Below are 21,576 nucleotides of genomic sequence, written 5' to 3'. Positions count from 1 at the left end.
TTTGAACGTCGTTCAATGATGTAGCGAAGGATGTCTGCCGTGCCCGAAGTCGAGAAATCCCCGAAGCGGGCAACCGGATTCACCGCACGGGACATGGCGCAGATCGCGGTGTTCGCGGCCCTGATCGCCGCCCTCGGCCTGCCCGGTGCGATCACCGTCGGGTTCAGCGGGGTGCCGATCACACTGCAGACGCTCGGAGTGATCCTCACCGGTGCGATCCTCGGCGCCCGCAAGGGCACGGCCGCGGTGGCGGTGTTCATCGCGCTGACCATGATCGGGCTGCCCCTGCTCTCCGGCGGCCGCACCGGCCTCACCGCGCTGGCTTCGCCGACGGCCGGCTATCTGATCGGCTGGATTCCGGCGACGCTGGTGATCGGACTGCTCACCGCGATGATCCTGCCGAAGTATCCGATCGTGCTCGGCCTGCTGATCAACGCCCTCGGCGGCATCGTGATCATCTACCTGTTCGGCACCGTCGGCCTGCTGGTGCGCACCGATCTCAGCCCGTGGGCGGCGGTGTCGACCAACTTCGCCTTCGTGCCCGGCGATCTGGCCAAGGTCGTGATCGCCACGGTCGTCGCGAAGGGTGTGCACCGCGCCTATCCCGGGCTGATCCGTGCCTGATCGCCGGGCGTCGTGAGCGAGATCGTCGTCGACGCGGTGGGTCACCGTTTCGGTGATCGGACCGTGCTGCGCGATATCGATCTGCGGATCACCGAACGTCGGGTCGGATTCATCGGCGCCAACGGTTCGGGCAAATCGACGCTGGCCCGCATGCTCAACGGACTGCTGAAGCCGGCCACCGGCACGGTGACCGTCGACGGGCTCGACGTCGCCCGCAAGGGCGCGCAGGTGCGACGCAAGGTCGGCTTCGTGTTCACCGATCCCGATACCCAGATCGTGATGCCGACGGTCGCCGAAGACCTCGCGTTCTCGCTGCGCCGCAGCGGTCTGAGCAGGGCCGAGATCGCGGCCCGCGTGCAGCGCATGCTCGACCGCTTCGGCCTAGCCGCGCACACCGACCACCCGGCGCACCTGCTCTCCGGCGGGCAGAAACAGCTGCTGGCCATCGGTTCCGCGCTGATCCGCGAGCCCGAGGTGATCGTGGCCGACGAACCGACCACGCTGCTCGATCTGCGCAACGCGCGGCGGGTATCGCAGGCGCTGAACTCCCTCGACCAGCAGGTGATCGTGGTAACCCACCAGCTCGGATTGCTCGACGGATTCGATCGAGTCGTGGTGCTGGACAACGGTTGCGTGGTTTTCGACGGTCCCCCGGTGGCAGCGATCGACGCGTATCGGCAACTGATCGAATGATCGGCCTGTATTGCCCTGGCGACTCGCTGCTGCACCGGCTGCCCGCCGGAGTGAAGCTGGCGCTGTTGCTGGTCTCGATCCTGGCGATGACGGTGTTCGTCCGTGGCCCGCTCGGCGTGCTGGTCGCCGTGGCGGTGGTGGTCGGCCTGTTCGCGCTCGCCCGCGTCTCCTGGCGGGTGGCCTTCGCTCAGGTGCGCCCGGTGCTGTGGATGACCGCGATCATCGGGGTGTTCCAGTTACTCACCACCTCGCCGCAGCGAGCCGTGGTGGTGTGTGGGGTATTGCTCGTGTCGGTGGCTCTCGCGGCACTGGTCACGGTGACCACGCGGGTCACCGCGATGCTCGACGCGCTGACTCGCGCGCTAGGTCCGCTGCGTCGCTTCGGCGTGAACCCGGAGCGGGTGAGTCTGCTTCTCGCGCTGGCGATTCGGTGCGTTCCGTTGCTGGCGCAGATCGTCCACGACGTCGGCGAGGCGCGGCGCGCGCGGGGAGTGTCGTGGTCGGCGACCGCGCTGGTCACACCGGTGCTGGTGCGGGCATTGCGGACCGCCGACGCGATGGGTGAGGCGCTGGCCGCACGCGGTGTCGACGACGACTGAGCTCGTGTGGGGTGGACGTACACTTGCCATTCCTAGACGACCGGTCGTATAGTTCCATCCATGGCACGACCACGGCGCAGCGACGACACGAGAGCGCTTCTCATCGAGGAGGGCGCGGCCGACCTGCTGTCCAACGGCTATCACGGCACCGGCATCAAGCAGGTGCTCGACAAGGTCGGGGTGCCGAAAGGCTCGTTCTACAACTACTTCGACAGCAAAGAGACGTTCGCCCGAGCGGTGATCGAGCATCATTCACTGTGCATCCAGCGCAATCTCGCCGACGCCTTCGGCTCTACCGCTGATCCCCTCGGCGGCGTGCGCGTCTTCTTCGCGCGGCAGACCGCCGAGTTCGTGCGCACCGACTTCACCGGCGGGTGCCTGCTCGCGAACCTCGCGGCCGAGCTCGAGGGCAGTGACGTGCTGCGGGAAGAACTGTCGAGTGCCTGGGTGGCCTGGCGTGACAGTGTCGCGGCCGCGTTGCGTGCCGCACAGGCCGACGGCTCGGTGCGCGGCGATATCGACGCGGTCGACCTCGCCGACCTACTCCTCGAATCGTGGGAGGGCGCCGTGATCCGGATGAAGCTGCAGCGCACGGTCGAGCCGCTGCACAAGTGCCTGAAACGTCTGCTGGACGACTACTTCCGGCCCTGATCGGGGTCGGGCGGACCGGCTGGTTGCCGCTTGTCTATTCCAAGACGACCGGTCGTATCGAATGAAAGGGAAGACACCATGTCCACCATCAAGACGGCCATCGTGACCGGATCCTCCAGCGGAATCGGGCGCGACGTCGCCCGTGCCTTCGTCCGGCGCGGTGACAATGTCGTACTCAACGGGCGTGATGCCGCGAAGCTCGCGGCGGTGGCCGAGGAGTTGGGCGCGCCCGAGCGCACGGCGGTCGTCGTCGGCGATATCGGCTCGCCCGCAACGGGTTCGGCGCTGGTCGCGGCCGCGGTCGAGCGATTCGGTGGGGTGGACGTGCTGGTCAACAACGCGGGCACCTTCGCGGCGAAGCCGTTCACCGAGGTCACCGCCGACGAGCTGACCGGCTACCTCGACGGCAACCTGAAAGGCACCTACTTCACCACGCAGGCGGTGGTCCGACGGCTCCGTGAGCAGGGTGCGGGCGGCAACATCGTCAATATCGGCACGGTGCTCGTCACGCACGCGATCGCCGATGTCCCTGCCTCCGCGCCATTGGCCAGCAAGGGCGCGATCCACGCGTTGACCACGAGTTTGGCTGCCGAACTGGCTGCCGACCGTATTCGCGTCAACGCCGTCGCCCCCGGCTTCGTGCGCACGCCGCTGCTCGCGAGTGCCAACGAGACTGTGTTCGGTGGGTACGCCCTCCTGGACCGTCTCGGCGACGTCACCGAAACCACCGCGGCCGTGCTGTACCTCGCCGACGCCGAGTTCGTCACCGGCCACATCCTGCCCGTCGACGGCGGCTTCATTTCCGGCCGAGCAGCCTGAAAAACACCATCGAAAGGACACGATCATGCCGTACGTGAACATCAAGGTCACCGATGAAGGGGTGACCACCGAGCAGAAGGCGCAGCTCATCAAGGGCGTCACCGATCTGCTCTTCGACGTGCTCGGGAAGGATCCCGACCAGACCTTCGTGGTGATCGACGAAGTGCCGCTGACGGATTGGGGTGTGGGTGGGCTGAACGTCGCCGAATACCGGGCGAAGCGCGCGGCCAAGGGCTGAGTTGATCGGTGAGCCGGGATCGCGCCCGGCTCACCGACTCAGGCGGGTCCGTCGAGGGGCACCGAGGCGTCGAGTGCGAACCAGCCCATGGAGATTCGCTTGCTGCGCGTCGAGAAGTAGCTCGGGCCGAGCCACCGATCCGGTTCGATCTCGCGTAGTTCGTCGTAGATCCGCCGCGCCGGTCGCCGGGAGCCGACGCGGGGATCGTCATAGTCGAAAAGCACCGCCGCGCGCCCGTCGATCACGGAATCGCCCACCGTGGCGACGAAATTCAACGCCCGCATGCCGCCGAGAAGGCGAAAGACATTGTGGCCGACGGCCACCTCGTCCACGTGACGAAACGACTTGGCCACCCAGAAGTACGACGGTCGAGCCATCGCCGGCCCCAGCAATCGCTCGCCCGATCCGGGGAACGAGCGCATCGTCACGTCACCGTCGAGCCGCGCGAAGTCGGCCACCGTCACATCGGGTGCCGCGGCGAACAACCGGCGGAATTCGGTGAGTCCCGCCGCGGACAGCGCGTCGAGGCGGGGTCGGTGATCGGACGGGTAGCGGACCGGCATCAGACCGTTCGCGGACAACGGTGTCGGCTTCATGGGCGGACTCGATTCTGTCGAAACTCGGTCCTCGCATGGTGCCAAGTGGCGGCGCGCGCCGGTGCCGGTTTCGCCGGACCCACGACAGCGGGCCGGGACGCAGCACGCGTCCCGGCCCGCTGTCGGTGTGGATTCCTACTGGTCGCGCAACGCGTACGGCTCGATCGCGCCGCGCTCCAGTGCCCGCGCGTCGATGGTCTCGGCGCGGTAGGGGAGCAGGGCGAGGCGGTCGCGCATGCCGCGGACCGGGTCGTCGATCTTCTCGTTCAGGCCGAACAGGAAGGTCCACTCGTGCTCGTCGCTGCCGTAGGGGACCACGGTGGCGAACTGCTCGTGGAAACGGCCCCACGACCGCTTCAGCGTCTCGTTGCGCCACATCGTCGCGCAACCGGCCTGGGCCGACAGCACGCCGCCGGGGGCGAGCAATGCCTTACATCGGGACAGGAACTCCGACTCGTAGAGGCGGTTGTGCTGGGCGTCCTCGACGCGCTCGTCGGGCAGATCGATGACGATCACGTCGTAGCGGGTACCCGCCGCCTGCGCGTTCGCCAGGAAATCCCAGCCGTCGGCGTAGTGCACGTGGACAGGGCCCTCGTGCTTCACCGCGGCGGTGAGCTCGGCGGTGGTGTAGCCGTAGGGCAGGTGCTCGGCGCACAGCTCCACTTCGCGCTGATCGATATCGACGTGGTCGACCAGGGTCGCCCCGGCCGCCACCGACATCTGCGAGGCCACACCCTCGCCGGAACCGATGATCAGCACCCGATCGAGCTTCTCCGCCAGCACGAACGCCGGGACCATCATGGCCTCGTGGTAGGTGACCTGAGAGAACTCGGTGGACTGACGATCGTCGTCGGAGAACAGGGAGATCCCCTGATCGGTGCGCGCGATCACCATGTGCTGGAACGGGGTGTTCGTATCCACGATCACCTCGTGCAGATCCCAGATCCGGGTCAGGCCGTCGCCCACCGGTTCGTAGATCTTCTCGGCGCCGTGGCCACGCTGGACCGTCTGCATCCGAACTGTGGTGGGGGACAACTTGTCTCGGAGCAGTTCGACGGCTTTCGTCGCGCCCGCACCGATGCTGCCGCAGGTGAAGACGTCGACGAAGATGTCGCCGGACTCCGGATAAGTGTGAATCGAGGCGTGAGACTCCGACAACAGCGCGAGGACGGTCACCCCCTGCGGATCGAACTTTTTATGTACGACTTCGCAGATGGTGACGCCCGCCGCGATCAAAGACTCACGCAACGCCGATTCGAGTCGTTCGAGATCGTCACACAGGGCTGTGTCGACGCCACCGAACTCGGCCAGCACGTGCCAACCGGTGAATTCCGCCGTCATGGGCAAACTCACTCTCGCTCAGCGCCCGAGACATGAACGGTCAAGGGCGGAAAACCATTGAAGGACACCGACGAATAACTCGCGGTATAGGCGCCGGTGTGCAGGATTCGAATCCGGTCACCGGCTCGCAACGTGGTCGGCAGAAGGACCTTCGTGCGTTGATACAGTACATCGTCGCCGTCGCAGGTCGGACCCGCGACCACCGCCTCGTCGACCGGATCGCCGTCGCGATCGGTGACGAAGCGGTAAGCGATGTACTCGTTCTCGGTCTCGGCCATACCGTTGTATCGGCCGATGTCGAGATACACCCAGCGCCGGCCGTCCGGCGCGAAACGCACGCCGACGACCTCGGCGTGCACGGTGCCCGCGTTACCCACCAGCGCACGGCCGGGTTCCACGATCAGGCCGGTGGCCGCGGGCAGGAACTCGGCGGCGGCACCGGTGATGGCGGCCGCGATCGCGTCGAGTTCGGGGGCCTCGTCGGCGTAGGAGATCGGCAGACCGCCGCCCACATTGACCGCCGAGACATGAATGTCCTTGTCCGCCAAGGCTTTGACGATCTCACCGGCCTGCTCGACACCGATCCGCCAGGCGGCGGGGTCGAGCTGCTGGGAGCCGACGTGGAAATAGGGACCGCCGACCGTCAGGCCCAGATCGCGGGCGCGCACCAGCAGCCGCAGGGCTTCGGCGGGCGCGCACCCGAACTTGGTGCCGAACGGGGTCCGTGATTCCGGCGCCGAGGACAGGAATCGGCACTCGACCTCCGAACCCGGCGCGTGCTCGGCGATGCGGTCGAGGTCGTCTTCGGTGTCGAAGGCGTAGCGGCGCACCCCGAGTGCGAAGGCGCGCGCGATGTGGGCGCTCTTCTTGATCGGGTTGCCGTAGCAGAGCCGCTCGGGCGCGACGCCGAGATCGAGGCACTGGTCGATCTCGCCGATGCTGGCGACATCGAATTCGGCGCCCTCGTCGTCGAGCAGCGTGATCAGTTCGGCCACCGGGGCCGCTTTGACCGCGTACCGGATCCGGGTACCTGCGCAGACGGCGGCATCGAGGGTTCGGTAGTTGGCACGTACCCGCTCGGGGTCGATGACAAGGTACGGGGATTCGGGCACAGTGAACTTTCTCCTCGGCGGCCGGGAGAGACTATCAGCGGCGCCTACCCAACAACGAATCCGTCAAACATTCGTCATATTCGTCATAGGTAGTCGGTATTACTCAGCCTGCCGCGACTGTGACCTCGTCGAACACGACCTCGCCCGCGGCGTCGGACTCCTCGAGATCCACGATCGCCGTCAGCGCCCAGCCGTGATCGCCTGCCGGGTCGTCGAGCACCTGGCGAACGTGCCAGAAACCGGGCCGCTGCTCCACCTGGAACAGCTGGGGGCCGCGTGCGTCGGGACCGGTGCCGATCGTGGCGTACTCGTCGAAATAGGGGGCGAAGTCCTCGGCCCAGTCGGGTCCGGTGCCGAGCTGGTCGAGTTCGTACCAGCGGCGTCGCGAGGCCAGCTCCACGCGGCGGAACATCGCGTTGCGGACCATGATCCGGAAGGCGCGTTCGTTGGCGGTGATCGGGCGCACCGTCTCGGCGCCGAACGCGACCTGCTGGGCGTCGTTCTCCGCGCCCGGGTTGGTGAGCTGTTCCCACTCGTCGAGCAGGCTCGAATCGACCTGACGGATCAGTTCGCCGAGCCATTCGGTGAGATCGTCGAGATCCTCGGTGCGCGCGGCGTCGGGCACGGTGCGGCGCAGGGCGCGGTAGGCGTCGGCGAGGTAGCGCAGCACCACGCCCTCGGAGCGGGTCAGTTCGTAGTGCGAGATCAGTTCGGCGAAGGTCATCGCGCGCTCGATCATGTCGCGCACCACCGACTTCGGGGACGGCGCGAACTCCGAGACCCAGGGGTGCCCGGCCCGGTAGGTCTCGAACATCGGATCGATCAGCTCGGCCAGGGGCTTGGGCCAGGTGACTTCCTCCAGGAGCTCCATCCGCTCCTCGTATTCGATGCCGTCGGCCTTCATCTCGTTGACGGCGACACCACGGGCCTTGTGCTGCTGGGCCATCAGCAGCTGGCGCGGGTCCTCGAGGGTGGCCTCGATCAGGGAGACGACATCGAGTGTGTAGGTGGGACTTTCGCGATCGAGGAGGTCGAACGCAGCCAGCGCGAACGGCGACAGTGGTTGGTCGAGCGCGAAATCGCGCTGCAGGTCGACGGTGAGCCGCGCCATCCGGCCCTTCGCATCGGGTTCGGAAAGTTGTTGCACCACACCGGCATCGCGCAGCGAACGGTAGAGCCGCAGGGCTCGCAGGATGTGCTTGCGCTGTGCGGGACGCGGCTCGTGGTTGTCTTCGAGCAGGTGGCGCATCGCGGAGAAGCAGTTGCCCGGACGGGCGATCACATTGAGCAGCATCGAGTTGGTCACCGCGAAGCGCGACACCATCGGCTCGGGCGGGGCGGCGATGAGACGGTCGAAGGTCTCCTCGCTCCACGAGACGAAACCCTCGGGCGGTTTGCGGCGCACCACTTTTCGCTGCTTCTTCGGATCATCGCCCGCCTTGGCGATCAGGCGGGTGTTCTCCACCTCGTGCTCGGGGGCCTGCACCACCACGGTGCCCATGGTGTCGTAGCCCGCGCGACCCGCACGCCCGGCGATCTGGTGGAACTCACGGGCTTTGAGCCTGCGGGTGCGCACACCGTCGTATTTGGTGAGGCCGGTGAGCAGTACCGTGCGGATCGGGACGTTGATGCCGACGCCGAGGGTGTCGGTGCCGCACACCACTTTCAGCAGGCCGTCCTGGGCGAGCTTTTCCACCAAGCGGCGATATTTGGGCAGCATGCCCGCGTGGTGCACGCCGATGCCGTGGCGGATCAGCCGCGACAGGGTCTTGCCGAAGCCCGATGCGAACCGGAACTCGCCGATGGCGGCGGCGATCGCGTCCTTCTCGGCGCGGGAGGCGAAGTTCACGCTCGTCAGGGCCTGCGCGCGTTCGAGGGCGGCCGCCTGGGTGAAGTGCACGACGTAGACCGGCGCCTGGTGGGTGGTCACCAGCTCTTCGAGGGTTTCGGTGATGGGGGTGCGCACGTACGAGAACGTCAGGGGGACAGGACGTTCGGTGCCCGCGACCACCGTGGTCGAGCGGCCGGTGCGCGCTTCGAGATCGGTGGCGAAGAAGTCCACCTCGCCCAACGTCGCCGACATCAGCAGGAATTGGGCGCGGGGCAGTTCGATGATCGGCACCTGCCACGCCCAGCCGCGGTCGGGGTCGGCGTAGAAGTGGAACTCGTCCATCACGATCTGGCCGACCTCGGCCGCCGCGCCCTCGCGTAACGCGAGGTTCGCCAGGATCTCCGCGGTGGCGCAGATGATCGGGGCATCGGCGTTGACCGCCGCGTCGCCGGTCACCATGCCGACGTTCTCCGCGCCGAACACCTCGCACAGCGCGAAGAATTTCTCGCTGACCAGTGCCTTGATCGGCGCGGTGTAGTAGCTGCGCTGCCCGTTGGCCATGGCGAACAGGTGCGCGCCGACCGCCACCAGGGACTTTCCGGAGCCGGTCGGCGTCGCCAGGATGACATTGGACCCCGAAGCCAACTCCATCAGCGCCTCGTCCTGCGCTGGATACAGGGGTGTGCCCTGCTCGGCGGCCCACGCCGAGAACGACTCGTAGAGTGCGTCGGCGTCGGTCCCGGGAATTTCGAGTAGGTCGGTCAGATCCACTCCGACAACCCTAGTCTGCGCAGCGGGCGAAGCCCTTGTCGGCCGCGCACGGCCGGAGCGAAGGCGCAGGTACGCCTAGTGGGTCCGGTGGGTCAGGCCTTACCGTCGTCGGAGGTGTCGTCGTAACCACCCTGCTCGGCCAGGAAGCGCTCGAACTCCGCCCCGAGCTCCTCACCGCTGGGCAGTTCACCGTCGGCGGCCAGCAGGCTGGACTGGCGTTCCTGGGCGGTGACGAAGCTGTCGTATTGGCGTTCCAGCGCTGTGACAACCGTCTCCACCTCCTCGTTGCCCGCGATGTGCTCGGCGACCTGCTCGCGCACCCGCGCGGCGGCCTCACCCAGCGCCGAGAGCGGCAGGTCGAGGCCCGCGTTGTCGGCGAAGTTCTCCAGCAGCGTTTGCGCGGCTTCGGGGTAATCGGTCTGAGCCAGGTAGTGCGGCACGTGCACCGAGAACCCGAGCGATTCGTGGCCGTGCTGAGCCATCCGGTACTCGAGCAGTGACGACGCGCTGCCCGGCACCTGCAACTCGCCCGGCCAGCGCTGGTGCTCGCCGATCAGCGAACGGTCCGAGGAATGCGCGGTGACACCGAGCGGACGCGTGTGCGGGATCGCCATCGGAATCGCCGAGAGGCCGATCGTGCGGCGCACGCCGAGCTGTTCGGCCAGCAGCCGCACCGCGGTGGTGAACTTCTCCCAGCGCAGATCCGGTTCCAGCCCCGAGAGCAGCAGGAACGGGGTGCCCGCGGTGTCGCGCAGCGCCCACAGGTTCAGTTCCGGCTCGGCGTACTCGGAGAAATGATCGGTCTTGAACGTCATCAGTGGGCGGCGCGAACGGTAATCGAGCAGCTCGTCGACGTCGAAGGACGCGACCAGTTCCGATTCGAGGCTCTCGCGCAGATGGGTCGTCGCCAGACGCACGGCGTGGCCGGCGTCGGTGAAACCTTCCAGGCCGTGCACCAGCACGGGGCCCGCGCCGTCGTCCGAGGACAACTGCGGCGCCGGGAACTCCAGTTCGTACATATGCGACTGGTCATCCATCGCGTTTCTCCTTCCTGCGCGGTCCACCATCGCTCGCGGGGTGGGGAAGCGGATCTCCATTGTCCCCCACGCGAGCAGTGCTGTCGCACACGGCCGGGGACGGCTCGTCCTGGTAGGCAACAGCATGGACGCGCCGCGCATTCCCGCACCGCCGTGGCCATGGGGCAACCGGCGGTGGTCGTGGGGGCGTGCTGTGCGTCTCCACACGGCGTGGCGGGACCGGGCCGATCGACGCGGTGGGGCACAGTGGACGGTGTGAACGTGGCGCAGGCGACACCGATCCGCGCGGGTGATCCTGGCCTGCGTCGCTGGTGGCTGGGGTTGGCGGCAGTGGCGTTCGCGCTCACCGGGTGCGCGCAGAGCGTCAGCGGGACCCCGGTCGCCGAGAGCGCCGTTGCGGTGCGACAGGTCGAGGGTTCGTTGGCCGAGCTGCTGCCGTCACCATCGCGGTTTCCGGCTCGGTACCCGGCGGTGGTGCTGCCCGCACAGGCGGCGGCGGCCGCGGCGGGTGATCTCGATGGAGTCGGCGCGGGTGCGTCGGTCAGCCCGGCACAATGCATGCCGACCGAGCCCGAGCCCGGTGGGGAACCCGCGGCGGTGGCGGTCGGATCCGATGACGCGAGCCGGGCCACGCTCACCGTCGAATTGTCGCGGAGCGCCGAACCGGTGGCGCGGCTGCGTGATCGGCTCCGTGAGTGCGGACAGATCCAGGTGCGGCGGGCCGGTGCGGGTTCCACCGTCACGACGGTGCTCGACCGAGCCGTGCCTGCCGGTACCGACGATGCGATAGCGTTGCGGCGCACCGTGGTTCCCGAAATCGGTGGTGCGGGGCTGACCCAGACGATGCAGACCTCGATCGGGCAGATCGGTGATGTGCGCATCACGGTGACATCGATGACTTTCGGTGCGGGACAACCGGATACGGCCGCTGTGGACGAGATGTTCGCGACAACCGTCGCCTCCGTGCGCGGCAGCTGAAGCGCCTACCACGGGGCGGTGACAGATCCGTCGACGTCGCGGTGCCGGGACCGGGGTTACTCCACAGTTCCGGCGCTACTCACAGGGCGGATAAAAGCCCAGGTCGATACAGCCGGTGCGCGATAGGAGGCGGGCACGGTGGAGCCATGACGCCATCGACGAACCCCACCCGCCGGGCCACGCGCACCGGACCGTTTCCCCGCGCACTCGGCTGTGCCGAATCCACCCCCCGCTATCCCGGCGGATTGCCGCGCCCACCACTGCGGGTCGACGAACCCGGTGAACTGATCGCCGCCCTGCCCGCGATGCTCGGGTTCGTGCCCGAACGATCCCTCGTCGTCGCGGTGCTGCACGCGGTGGCGGGCGGGGCGGCGGAGGCGATCGAGGCGGTGGTGCGCTTCGATCTCGACGTGGCCACCGACATGCGGCTGCTCGACCAGTTCACCGCCTGCCTGGCATCGATCTGCCTGCGCGAGGAGGCGACCGGCGTACTCGCCGTCTTCGTCGAGGACCGCGCCGAGTTCGAGGGGGAGGAAGTCCTGCGCGCCGCCGACTTGATCGATGCGCTGGCCGAGGACGGAATCGAGGTTCGCGGCGCCTGGTCGGTGCGGGCGATCGCGGCAGGCGAGCGCTACTCCAGTGTCTTCGGCACGGTCGGGACCGGCCTGGTCGCCGATCCGTCGTCCTCGATCGTCGCGGTGTCACATGTGCTGGAAGGCAAGCAGATTCGCGGTTCCCGCCGTGAGATGACCGCGCTGATGATTCCCGACGACCTGCTGAGCGCGCGAGTGCGCGCCCAGCTCGGGGCTGCCCACGCGCGCTATCGAGGTGGGCTGGCGGCGGCGACGCGCGCCGGGAACATGGTCGCCTACCAGCGGCGGGCATTGGAATGGGTGCTGTGGCAGATCGCCGACACCGCGTCCGGCGCACCGCGGGCCGAGCGCGAACTCGCGCGCCTGGCCGTGACCCTGCGTGACCGGCCGATCCGCGACGCCATGTACGGGCTGGCGCTGGGCGACCACGCCGAAGCCGCCGAGCTGCTGTGGGCGCAGCTGGCGCGGGCGACGCCCGGTGCCGACCGCGCCGAAGCAGCGGCCCTGCTCGGTTTCAGCGCCTATCTGCGCGGCGACGGACCCTTCGCCGGTGTCGCTATCGCCGCCGCCGTGGAGGCCGATGCCGAGCACACGATGGCGGCATTGCTGGAGACTTCGCTGCAGACCGGGTTGCGGCCCGAACGACTGCGCAGACTCGCGCATTGTGGTCATCAGATCGCCGCCGATCTCGGGGTCGACATCGGCCCGATCGCCCCGTGAGGCAGGTGTTTCAGCGAGCGCTGTGGGCGTTCTGGCCGAGGGAACGCAGGAAATCCCAAGCGTCGGAGACGATCTCGTCGAGGTCGTTGTGCTCGGGTCGCCAGCCCAGTTCGGCGACCGCGCGGTCGCTGGAGGCGATCAGGACGGCCGGATCGCCCGCGCGCCGCGGCGCGTCGATCGTCTCGATCGGCAGGCCGGTGACCCGCTCGCACGCCGAGATCACTTCGCGCACCGAGAAACCCGTGCCCGAACCCAGGTTGCAGATCCGGTGCGTGCCCGGCTGCGACGACGACAGCGCGAGCAGGTGCGCCTGCGCCAGATCGCGGATGTGGATGTAGTCGCGCACACACGTACCGTCCGGCGTCGGCCAGTCGGTGCCGTACACCGAAATGGCCTTGCGGTGACCCAGTGCCACCTGCAACACGAGGGGGATCAGATGTGTTTCCACGACCCGGTTCTCACCGAGCCCGGCATAGGCGCCTGCCACGTTGAAGTAGCGCAGGCTGGTCGCGGCCAGATCGTGCGCCGCCGCGTAGGAGGTGATGGCGTGATCGATGGCCAGTTTGCTCGCACCGTAGGGATTGGTGGGGCGAGTGGGCGAGTCCTCGGTGATCGGGACCTGCTCGGGCTCGCCGTACACCGCGGCCGTGGAGGAGAACACCAGGCGCGGTGTGCCGGACTCGCGGATCGCCTCCAGCAGCGTCAGCGTCTTTACGACATTGCCGTGCCAGTATTTCTCCGGCTGTTCCACCGACTCGCCGACCAGCGACTGCGCCGCGAAATGCAGGACGCCGTCGAAGGATTCGGCACGCAGCAGTTCGGGGGCGGCGACGGCGATATCGCCGTCGACGAATCGGGCACCGGCCGGAACACCGTCGGCGTTACCGGTCGAGAGGTCGTCGACGACGACTACCTCGTGGCCCTCTTCGAGCAGCACAGCGGCACAGCCGCCGCCCACATAGCCGGCGCCGCCGGTGACAAGAAGTTTCACGAATCAGACCAGCCTCACCTGGACGGCATGCGCCATCTCTTCGGACAGTTCGAAACCGTTGTGGCCCGGCACTGTGATCAGTACCGCACCCGGCTTGGTCTCCACGGTAACGCGAGCGTCGGGCACCACGCCCGCCTCACGCAACCGCCCGATGACCTCCGGGTCGGTCTGGATGTGCTCGGCCAGCCTGCGCACGACCACCGCGTGCAGGGCGCCGTTGGGCAGATCGGAGAGCCGGATCAGCTTCTCCTCGGCGGCGGGAGCGTCGGCGAGACCGAGTTCGTCGAGGCCGGGAATCGGGTTGCCGTAGGGCGAGGTGGTCGGGTGGTTGAGCACCTCGATCAGGCGCCGCTCCACCTCCTCGCTCATCACGTGCTCCCAGCGACACGCCTCGGCGTGCACGTTCTCCCAATCCAATCCGATGATGTCGACCAGCAACCGCTCGGCGAGCCGGTGCTTGCGCATCACCGACACCGCCATGGACCTACCTTTGTCGGTGAGCTCGAGATGGCGATCGCCGGCCACGAGCAACAGGCCGTCGCGCTCCATCCGCGCGACCGTCTGGCTCACCGTCGGACCACTCTGCTCGAGGCGTTCGGCGATACGCGCCCGCAGGGGCACCACGCCCTCTTCCTCGAGGTCGTAGATGGTACGGAGATACATCTCCGTGGTGTCGACCAGATCCTTCACCTGATACCCCTTCGTCAGCACGAATTCTACCCACGCGCGAACGCCGGTCCGCCCGTCGGACCAGCGGCCCTATTTCTACTGCATGTCAACGCCGCACGGGGTCCGCTGCTTCCGGCTAGCGTGGCGAGCATGGTCACGTTGCCGAGCAGCGAACACGCAGGGACTGTCATATGGACCGAGCGATTCCTCGGTTACACCTGGAGTCCGGAGCATCCGATGAAGCCGGCACGCCTGCGATACACCATGTCGCTCGCCCAAAGCTTAGGTCTTCTCGATGGTGTCGAGCCGCTGGCACCCGACGCGGCCACCGAGTCGGATCTGATGCGGGTCCACAGCAGCGCCTACATCGAGGCGGTGCGCCGGGCGGGGCAAGGGCCGCCGACGCCAGAGGACGCCGTCTACGGCCTCGGAACCGCCGACAATCCGGTGTTCCCGCACATGCACGAGGCGGCCTCGGTGATCGTCGGCGGCACCCTCGCCGCCGCGCGGGAGATCGCAGCGGGCCGTACGCGGCGCGCGGTGAGTATCGGCGGCGGAATGCACCACGCCATGCCGGATTCGGCGGCGGGGTTCTGCGTCTACAACGATGCGGCGATCGCTATCTCGTGGCTGCTCGAGAACGGCTTCGATCGCATCGCCTACCTCGATGTCGATGTCCATCACGGCGACGGGGTGCAGCGGGCGTTCTACGCCGATCCGCGCGTGCTCACGGTCTCGCTGCACCAGCATCCGGCGACGTTGTGGCCCAACACCGGTTGGCCGGAGGAGACCGGGGTCGGGACCGCCGAAGGCACCTCGATCAACCTGCCGCTGTTGCCCGGAACACGAGATGCGCAGTGGTTGAGGGGATTTCACGCGGTGGTACCCGGGGCGGTGGCCGCGTTCCGGCCCCAGATCGTCGTCAGCCAGTGTGGTGTCGACACCCACCGCGAAGATCCGCTGGCCGATCTGGAGCTCACCGTCGACGGTCAGCGCGCGGCGTTCCTGGCGATGCGGGATCTGGCCGACGAATACGCCGAGGGGCGGTGGCTGGCGATCGGCGGCGGCGGATACGGCGTGGTGCGCGTGGTGCCGCGAGCCTGGACCCACCTGCTCGCGGCGGCACTCGACCGCCCGCTGGCCCCCGACACGCCGGTGCCCGCCGACTGGATCGAACAGGTGCGAGCGTCCGCGCCGCGGGTGCAGCCGCCGACGTCCATGGGCGACGGAGGCGACACCGCCTACCGCCCATGGGACGGACCGGGTGGCACGCCCGAGATCGGCGATGCGGGCCAGATCCGCGCGCAGCGAGCGGTCGACACCGCCATCACGGCCACCCGACGGGCGAGTTTCGGCCTGCTCGGTCTCGACCCGGAGGACCCACGTGACTGAGCCACTGCTGCCCGACACTTCCGACACGCCCGCGAATCCGCCTGCGCCACCCCAGCACTGGTACGGCGATGTGCTCGCCGCCGACGGCGGCGTGGTCCAGGTGCGTCCGATCGTGCCCGCCGACGCCGACGCGCTCGCCGCCTTTCACACCGGTCTGTCCGACCGCACCCGGTATCTGCGCTATTTCGGTCCGTACCCGCAGATCTCGCCGAAGGACATGTACCGCACCACCCACGTCGACTATCGCGATCGGGTCGGCCTCGTCGCGGTACTCGGCACGGCCATCATCGCCGTGGCCCGCTACGAGCTGCTCGCCCGGCAGGGCCCACGCGCGGCCGAGGTGGCCTTCGTGGTCGCCGACGAGCACCAGGGACGTGGGCTCGGTTCGGTGCTGCTCGAGCATCTGGCCGGTGCCGCCGCCGAGAACGAAGTGGTCGCGTTCGTCGCCGAGGTGCTGGCCGAGAACGAGGCCATGATCACAGTCTTCCGCGAGGCGGGCTACCAACTGCAGCGCAGTCGCGACGGTTCCGAAGTACACCTCGAATTCGCCATCGACCCCACCGAAGCGCTGCGCACCGTGCGGGATTCGCGGGAGGCCGCCTCGGAGGCGCGTAGCGTCGGAAACCTGCTCGCACCCGGTTCGGTCGCGGTGATCGGCGCGTCACCGGAACAGACCCGCGTCGGCGGTGCCGTGCTCGCGAATCTGCTCGCGGGCGGCTTCAGCGGGCCGGTGTTCCCGGTGAACCTGCACCGGCGTTCGGTGCGCGGCGTGCGGGCCTACGCCACGGTGCGCGAGATCCCCGACGAGGTGGACCTGGCGGTGGTGGCGGTGCCGCCCGCCGCGATCGGGGCGGTCCTGGACGACTGCATGGCCAAGGGAGTCAAGGGCCTGGTCGTGCTGACCGCGGGCTTCGGTGAGACCGGGGCGGCCGGGCTGGCCGCCGAACACGACCTGGTCGCCGCAGCACGCGGGCACGGTATGCGGGTGGTCGGGCCGAGCGCACTCGGCATCGCCAACACCGACCCCGCGGTCGGTCTGAACGCCACGCTGGCCCCGGTCCTGCCCGAGCGGGGACGGATCGGGTTCTTCTGCCAGTCCGGCCCACTCGGTGCGGCGATCCTCGGTGAGGCCGCGGCCCGCAATCTCGGCTTGTCGACGTTCGTCTCGGCCGGCAACCGAGCCGATGTCTCGGGCAACGATCTGCTCCAGTACTGGGACACCGCCGCCGACACCGAGGTGATCCTGCTGTACCTCGAGAGCTTCGGCAATCCGCGCAAGTTCTCTCGTCTGGCCCGCCGGGTGGCCCGCGGCAAACCGATCGTGGCGGTGAGCAGCGGTCGCCTCGCCGCCGGCGCCGACATGGACCGCACGGTGGTCCGTGACCTGTTCGGCCAAGCCGGAATCATCCAGGTCGACTCCATCTCCGAACTGTTCGACTGCGCCGCCCTGCTGGCCTGTCAGCCGCTACCGAAAGGCCCTCGGGTCGCCGTGGTCGGAAACAGCGCCGCACTGAACTGGCTGGCGATCGACGCCGCCCGCAGCGAAGGGTTGCGGGTGTATCGGCCCGTCACCGCTGTCGACCGAGGTCCCGGTGCCCGACCGACCGAGCGCGGACTGCAGGGCCCTCTGCCGATCGAGCGGGATTCGGCGGGGGTGGCGCCGGCTGAGCGAGGTCCGAACAGTTCGCTGCGAATCGACCGCGATTCGGCGGAAGTGCCCGATACGGACCGCATCGGACGAATCGGTCGGGAGGCCGATCGTGGCAGGGACGGGCGGGGAGGAGATCGTGGGCGGCGGACCGGACGGGATTCCGGCCGTGTGGAGCAGGGGTCGGATCGTATCGGCCGGACCGGGTGGGGCGCGCGCAGCGCTCGACGGGCCGGTCGATTTGCGGACAGCGTCGAGCCTCCTGCGCGGGAGACGGACACCGCCGAGCCCATCGAGCGGGGGGCAGTCGGTGTGGGGGTCGACGGGCCGGTGGACCTCGGTCCGGAGGCCACGCCCGCCGACTTCAGGGAAGCGGTCCTCGCCGCGCTGCGCAGCGACGAGGTCGACGCGGTGATCGTCGTGGTCGCGCCACCGGTTCCGGTGCCGATGGAGGGCTTCGGGGATGCGTTGCGGGCGGCTGCCGCGGTAGCGCCGGGAAAGCCGGTGCTCACCACATTCGTCGCGGAATCGGGCATCCCGCGACAGTTGGCGGTGCGGACCACCGCGGGTGCCCCGGCGCGCGGATCGATTCCGTCTTACCCGGACCCGGAACGGGCCGCGCGTGCGCTGGCCAGGGTCGACCGGTACGCGCGCTGGCGTGACCGGCCGATCTCACCGGTCATGCGCCCGCCCGGGATCGATACCGCGGCCGCGGCGGCACTCGTGGAGGGCTGGTTGGCGGAATCGGGCGGCCGCTGGCTCACCGATGAGGAGGCGGTGCTGCTGCTCGACTGCTACGGGATCGACGTGGTCGAGTTCCGGGCGGTGCGCGATGCCGAACAGGCCGTCGCCGCGGCCGAGGAACTGGGCTATCCGGTGGCGGCCAAGGCCACCGGGGAGCTGTGGCGGCGTCGGCCCGACCTGATCGGCGTGCGCTTGGACCTGTGGGGGCCGGACACGGTCCGTCAGGCCTACACCGACCTGGTGGAGATCTGCGGAGATCCGCTCCTACATGTGCAGAAGATGGCGACCAAGGGGGTCGGCTGCGTGCTGAGCGTCACCGACGACCCCTCGTTCGGGTCGGTCATCCAGTTCGGCCTGTCCGGCATGATCATCGACCTGCTCGGCGACCGCGCCTACCGCGCACTACCGCTGACCCAGGACGAGGCGACCGCGCTCATCGACGCGCCACGAGCAGCGCCACTGCTGTCGGAGGGCCCGGGCCGAACAGGGGTCGACAAGGCGGCTCTCGCCGAACTGGCCCAACGTATTTCGGCCCTGTTCGACGACATCCCCCAGATGCGCGAACTCTCGTGCGATCCCGTGCTCGCCGCCTCGGCCTCGGCGGAGATCATCTACGCCCGAGCCCGCATCGGCCCCGAACCCAGCCGCTTCGACACCGGCCCCCGCCGATTGGCCTGACGGTGCGACGGCCCTGATCTGCCGCTACCTGAGGTGGGATTCGATGCAGGGTCGAGTGAACGAACAACGCCGACCGGCTCGCGACCCGGAGGGGAGAGTTCGCGGTCGCCGGTCGGCGTTTCGGCAGACGACCCCGTGGGGCCGTCGAGTTCTCGGATCAGCTGGCGTAGGCGCGCAAACGGTCGGCGCGGTCGCCCTTGCGCAGCTTGGACATGACCTCGCGCTCGATCTGGCGCACCCGCTCACGGGACAGGCCGAACAGCTTGCCGATCTGGTCCAGGGTGCGCGGCTGGCCGTCGTCGAGACCGAAGCGCAGGCGGATGACCTGCTGCTCGCGCTCGTCGAGGGTGGCCAGGACGCTGCGCACGTCGTGGTGCAGCAGGCCGGCGATGACGGCGCTCTCGGCGGAGGTGGCCTCGGAATCCTCGATGAAGTCGCCGAGCGGGGCCTCCTCGTCGTTGCCGACGGGCATGTCCAGGCTCACCGGGTCGCGGCTGTGATCGAGCAGGTCGGCGATCTTCTCCACCGGGATGCCCGACTCGTTGGCGAGTTCGGCGTCGGTGGCCTCGCGGCCCAGCTGCTGGTGCAGTTCCCGCTTGATCCTGGCGAGCTTGTTCACCTGTTCGACCAGGTGCACGGGCAGCCGGATGGTGCGGCTCTGATCGGCCATGCCGCGGGTGATGGCCTGGCGGATCCACCAGGTGGCGTAGGTGGAGAACTTGAAGCCCTTGGCGTAGTCGAACTTCTCCATCGCGCGGATCAGTCCGAGGTTGCCTTCCTGGATCAGGTCCAGCAGCGGCATGCCGCGGCCGGTGTAGCGCTTGGCCAGGGATACGACCAGACGCAGGTTGGCCTCGAGCAGGTGCGAGCGGGCGGCGGAGCCCTCGCGGACCAGGATCGCCAGATCACGCTTGCGAGCCGCCGTCAACCGCTTACCGGTCGATAGCAGGTTCTGGGCATACAGGCCCGCCTCGATGCGCTTGGCCAATTCGACCTCGTCGGCCGCCGTGAGCAGTGCCGTGCGTCCGATTCCGTTGAGGTACACGCGTACCAGATCGGCTGCCGGGCTCTGGGCGTCGATATCGGCCTCGCTGGGGCGCAAACGAGTGGTGGCGGGGCTTGTCATGACTTGCCTCCTGTCGGTGGTGTCTCATTCCGTTCAACGGACCCGACGTAGAGAAAGTTCCCGTTCCCGCGGTCGATAAACCGCTCTGAGCTGCTGGTTCCCACCCCAACGGCTGAGAAGTTCCTGAGAAGAGCGCCGTAGCCGGAACTCGCTGCCACCGCGGGCCGATTCAGACGGGCCGCACCAATCCGTGGCGGACGAGTCCGGCGACCACGCCGAGTGCCTGGGCCGCGAATTCCGGCGTGACCTGCTCGGCTCCGTCGGCGAGGGCGAGTAGTTCGAGCAATTCGTACAACGGCAGCCCATCGGGCCGCATTCCCGCCACCAGGGCGACTGTCGACTCGTCGACCTCGTGCTGCCAGCGCGGTCCGTCGCCGCGATGGAGCCGGGTCACCTGCTCGGCCCAGCCGAACTCACCGGGCAGGAACACCCGTTCCAACGCGGTCGCCGGGCTCGGCGCGAAACGGGAGGTCCACGCGAGTCTGTCGTCGCCGGCCACGGCGCGCAGCCACGCCGACCGCGCGAAGTACCCGGCCACCTCGGTGCCGAGCGGGTCGTCGAAGCCGTGGGTGAGGTCCTCGGCGAGGAGTTCGGTGGGGCCGTCGATCGCGCGGAGATAGACGAAGCCGAACCCGACGCCTTCGACGTCGGCGGCGTCGAAGGCGTCGAGCCACCGCGTCGCCTGTTCCTGGGCGGCCGGGTCACGGGGGTCCAGGCCCGCGTCGCGCAGCCAGGTGCCGACGTAGAGGGCAGGGTCGGCGACGTCGCGCTGCACGACCCACGCGTCGACGCCGTGCGAGGGCAACCAGCTCGACACCCGTTGCCGCCAGTCCTCGCCGTCCACGTGCACCCAGGCCGCGAGCATGGCCGCCGTGCCGCCGGGCGCCAGCAGCTCGGGCGCCTGCCCGATCACCAGTTCGCTGGCGCCGTCCAGGGCGAGCCCGGAGTCGCGATAGGTGTGCTCGATGCGGGCCGGACCGACCACGAACGGCGGATTGGCCACCACCTGATCGAAGCGCCGCCCGGCCACCGGCTCGAACCAGGACCCTTCGAGCAGTTCGATGTCGAGTTCGTTGAGCGCCGTTGTGGCCTGTGCCAGCCACAAGGCCCGCGCGTTGACGTCGGTGGCGGTGACCCGACCCGCGTAACCGGCCGCGTGCACGGCCTGCACACCGCAGCCGGTACCCAGATCCAACACGGTGCCGACCGGTTCGGTCGGTGTAGCTCGCAGCAACGACAGCGACGCGTGTCCGACGCCGAGAACGTGATCCTCGGTGAGGGTGCGCCTGCGCATCGAATCGTCGAGATCGGACAGGATCCATCGCGTACCCGCGCCGGCATCGAGCGGCCGCAGATCCAGCGCGGCCATGACCTCGTCACCCTCGCGCGTGAGCAGACCCGCCGCCACCGCCGCGTCGATGCGCACCGGCGCCAGCGCGGCGGCGACCTCGCGCTCGGGCAATACGTCTCCCAGCAGCAACAACCGCACCAGCGTGCCCAGGTCGCCCGCCGCCCGCGCGGCCCGGCGCACCGGCACCGGCTCCGAACGGCTCAGCGCCGCATGCACATCGGGTCCCAGCGCCTCCACCAGTGTGTCGGCGTCGTAGCCGACCCGGATCAGCGCGGTGCGCAGGTCCGGGCACAGCGCGGTGAGCAGGGAGTCGGTCATCGTCGGGTTCGTAGGCACTCGCCCACTCTGCCAGGAGCGCGAAGGCTGAGAACGAC

Annotated in this window: 19 protein-coding genes; 10 read left to right on the top strand and 9 right to left on the bottom strand. The window is 68.7% G+C overall.

Going from position 1 to position 21,576, the window contains the following annotated elements:
* Window positions 1-30 precede the first annotated feature (30 nt).
* The 6 genes from OHS03_RS18510 to OHS03_RS18485 all read left to right on the top strand — a co-directional run bounded on the left by OHS03_RS18510 (window position 31) and on the right by OHS03_RS18485 (window position 3,624).
* On the top strand, window positions 31-624 hold the full coding sequence (locus OHS03_RS18510) for a biotin transporter BioY (RefSeq protein WP_405147583.1): 594 nt from the start codon (window positions 31-33) through the stop codon (window positions 622-624).
* A gap of 12 nt (window positions 625-636) precedes the next feature.
* Entirely contained in the window at window positions 637-1,317 is a 681-nt protein-coding gene (locus OHS03_RS18505; RefSeq protein WP_328655781.1) for an energy-coupling factor ABC transporter ATP-binding protein, read from the top strand.
* A complete protein-coding gene (locus OHS03_RS18500; RefSeq protein ID WP_328655779.1) occupies window positions 1,314-1,916 on the top strand; it encodes an energy-coupling factor transporter transmembrane component T family protein in 603 nt (200 codons plus the stop codon). The genes OHS03_RS18505 and OHS03_RS18500 overlap by 4 nt, the downstream gene beginning before the upstream one ends.
* Before the next feature lie 60 nt (window positions 1,917-1,976).
* The gene (locus OHS03_RS18495) at window positions 1,977-2,567 is read left to right on the top strand and encodes a TetR/AcrR family transcriptional regulator (RefSeq protein ID WP_056811317.1); all 591 of its coding nucleotides are present in this window, start codon (window positions 1,977-1,979) and stop codon (window positions 2,565-2,567) included.
* Between the two features lie 78 nt (window positions 2,568-2,645).
* Window positions 2,646-3,386, top strand: a complete 741-nt coding sequence (locus tag OHS03_RS18490; RefSeq protein ID WP_328655778.1) for an SDR family NAD(P)-dependent oxidoreductase — start codon at window positions 2,646-2,648, stop codon at window positions 3,384-3,386.
* 25 nt (window positions 3,387-3,411) lie between these two features.
* Window positions 3,412-3,624, top strand: a complete 213-nt coding sequence (locus OHS03_RS18485) for a tautomerase family protein (RefSeq protein WP_328655775.1) — start codon at window positions 3,412-3,414, stop codon at window positions 3,622-3,624.
* A gap of 38 nt (window positions 3,625-3,662) precedes the next feature.
* Here OHS03_RS18485 and OHS03_RS18480 read toward each other — a convergent pair whose 3' ends face one another.
* The 5 genes from OHS03_RS18480 to OHS03_RS18460 form a co-directional block, all read right to left on the bottom strand.
* Complete coding sequence (locus OHS03_RS18480) at window positions 3,663-4,220, bottom strand: hypothetical protein (RefSeq protein WP_328655773.1); 558 nt, start codon at window positions 4,218-4,220, stop codon at window positions 3,663-3,665.
* Between the two features lie 135 nt (window positions 4,221-4,355).
* Complete coding sequence (speD, locus tag OHS03_RS18475; RefSeq protein WP_328655771.1) at window positions 4,356-5,561, bottom strand: adenosylmethionine decarboxylase; 1,206 nt, start codon at window positions 5,559-5,561, stop codon at window positions 4,356-4,358.
* An 8-nt stretch (window positions 5,562-5,569) separates the two neighbouring features.
* Complete coding sequence (locus OHS03_RS18470) at window positions 5,570-6,673, bottom strand: type III PLP-dependent enzyme (protein ID WP_328655769.1); 1,104 nt, start codon at window positions 6,671-6,673, stop codon at window positions 5,570-5,572.
* Between the two features lie 103 nt (window positions 6,674-6,776).
* Window positions 6,777-9,275, bottom strand: coding sequence for a DEAD/DEAH box helicase (locus tag OHS03_RS18465; protein ID WP_328655767.1), 2,499 nt, complete (start codon window positions 9,273-9,275; stop codon window positions 6,777-6,779).
* Between the two features lie 92 nt (window positions 9,276-9,367).
* A complete protein-coding gene (locus OHS03_RS18460) occupies window positions 9,368-10,312 on the bottom strand; it encodes a proteasome assembly chaperone family protein (RefSeq protein ID WP_328655765.1) in 945 nt (314 codons plus the stop codon).
* 255 nt (window positions 10,313-10,567) lie between these two features.
* Here OHS03_RS18460 and OHS03_RS18455 point away from each other — a divergent pair, with 255 nt between their 5' ends.
* Entirely contained in the window at window positions 10,568-11,290 is a 723-nt protein-coding gene (locus OHS03_RS18455; RefSeq protein ID WP_328655762.1) for a sensor domain-containing protein, read from the top strand.
* A gap of 146 nt (window positions 11,291-11,436) precedes the next feature.
* Window positions 11,437-12,603 (top strand): DUF4192 domain-containing protein, encoded by a 1,167-nt coding sequence (locus OHS03_RS18450; protein WP_328655760.1) that lies wholly within the window; start codon window positions 11,437-11,439, stop codon window positions 12,601-12,603.
* A gap of 10 nt (window positions 12,604-12,613) precedes the next feature.
* Here OHS03_RS18450 and galE read toward each other — a convergent pair whose 3' ends face one another.
* Window positions 12,614-13,594 carry a UDP-glucose 4-epimerase GalE gene (galE, locus tag OHS03_RS18445; protein ID WP_056811289.1) on the bottom strand — a complete coding sequence of 327 codons (981 nt, stop codon included), beginning with the start codon at window positions 13,592-13,594 and terminating at the stop codon, window positions 12,614-12,616.
* Between the two features lie 3 nt (window positions 13,595-13,597).
* A complete protein-coding gene (locus OHS03_RS18440) occupies window positions 13,598-14,284 on the bottom strand; it encodes an iron-dependent transcriptional repressor DtxR (RefSeq protein WP_056815561.1) in 687 nt (228 codons plus the stop codon).
* Between the two features lie 129 nt (window positions 14,285-14,413).
* Here OHS03_RS18440 and OHS03_RS18435 point away from each other — a divergent pair, with 129 nt between their 5' ends.
* Both OHS03_RS18435 and OHS03_RS18430 read left to right on the top strand, forming a co-directional pair.
* Complete coding sequence (locus tag OHS03_RS18435; RefSeq protein WP_328655759.1) at window positions 14,414-15,655, top strand: acetoin utilization protein AcuC; 1,242 nt, start codon at window positions 14,414-14,416, stop codon at window positions 15,653-15,655.
* A complete protein-coding gene (locus OHS03_RS18430) occupies window positions 15,648-18,725 on the top strand; it encodes a bifunctional acetate--CoA ligase family protein/GNAT family N-acetyltransferase (protein ID WP_328655758.1) in 3,078 nt (1,025 codons plus the stop codon). Before OHS03_RS18435 ends, OHS03_RS18430 begins: the two co-directional genes overlap by 8 nt.
* Before the next feature lie 157 nt (window positions 18,726-18,882).
* Here OHS03_RS18430 and OHS03_RS18425 read toward each other — a convergent pair whose 3' ends face one another.
* Entirely contained in the window at window positions 18,883-19,851 is a 969-nt protein-coding gene (locus tag OHS03_RS18425) for a sigma-70 family RNA polymerase sigma factor (RefSeq protein WP_056811283.1), read from the bottom strand.
* Window positions 19,852-20,020: 169 nt separating this feature from the next.
* The gene (locus OHS03_RS18420) at window positions 20,021-21,520 is read right to left on the bottom strand and encodes a DUF7782 domain-containing protein (protein ID WP_328655756.1); all 1,500 of its coding nucleotides are present in this window, start codon (window positions 21,518-21,520) and stop codon (window positions 20,021-20,023) included.
* Window positions 21,521-21,576 lie beyond the last annotated feature (56 nt).

Origin of the sequence: Nocardia salmonicida, assembly GCF_036142455.1 — a bacterium.
GTDB lineage: Bacteria > Actinomycetota > Actinomycetes > Mycobacteriales > Mycobacteriaceae > Nocardia > Nocardia salmonicida.
Note: the sequence above shows the minus strand (reverse complement) of the source record. Positions and strands in the feature narration are given on the sequence as shown.

Excerpts from the sequence above, each read along its gene's own strand:
- OHS03_RS18510 (WP_405147583.1), top strand. The coding sequence starts at position 31 with ATGTCTGCCGTGCCCGAAGTCGAGAAATCCCCGAAGCGGGCAACCGGA.
- OHS03_RS18500 (WP_328655779.1), top strand. The coding sequence starts at position 1,314 with ATGATCGGCCTGTATTGCCCTGGCGACTCGCTGCTGCACCGGCTGCCC.
- OHS03_RS18495 (WP_056811317.1), top strand. The coding sequence starts at position 1,977 with ATGGCACGACCACGGCGCAGCGACGACACGAGAGCGCTTCTCATCGAG.
- OHS03_RS18490 (WP_328655778.1), top strand. The coding sequence starts at position 2,646 with ATGTCCACCATCAAGACGGCCATCGTGACCGGATCCTCCAGCGGAATC.
- OHS03_RS18485 (WP_328655775.1), top strand. The coding sequence starts at position 3,412 with ATGCCGTACGTGAACATCAAGGTCACCGATGAAGGGGTGACCACCGAG.
- OHS03_RS18480 (WP_328655773.1), bottom strand. The coding sequence starts at position 4,220 with ATGAAGCCGACACCGTTGTCCGCGAACGGTCTGATGCCGGTCCGCTAC.
- speD (WP_328655771.1), bottom strand. The coding sequence starts at position 5,561 with ATGACGGCGGAATTCACCGGTTGGCACGTGCTGGCCGAGTTCGGTGGC.
- OHS03_RS18460 (WP_328655765.1), bottom strand. The coding sequence starts at position 10,312 with ATGGATGACCAGTCGCATATGTACGAACTGGAGTTCCCGGCGCCGCAG.
- OHS03_RS18450 (WP_328655760.1), top strand. The coding sequence starts at position 11,437 with ATGACGCCATCGACGAACCCCACCCGCCGGGCCACGCGCACCGGACCG.
- OHS03_RS18435 (WP_328655759.1), top strand. The coding sequence starts at position 14,414 with ATGGTCACGTTGCCGAGCAGCGAACACGCAGGGACTGTCATATGGACC.
- OHS03_RS18425 (WP_056811283.1), bottom strand. The coding sequence starts at position 19,851 with ATGACAAGCCCCGCCACCACTCGTTTGCGCCCCAGCGAGGCCGATATC.
- OHS03_RS18420 (WP_328655756.1), bottom strand. The coding sequence starts at position 21,520 with ATGACCGACTCCCTGCTCACCGCGCTGTGCCCGGACCTGCGCACCGCG.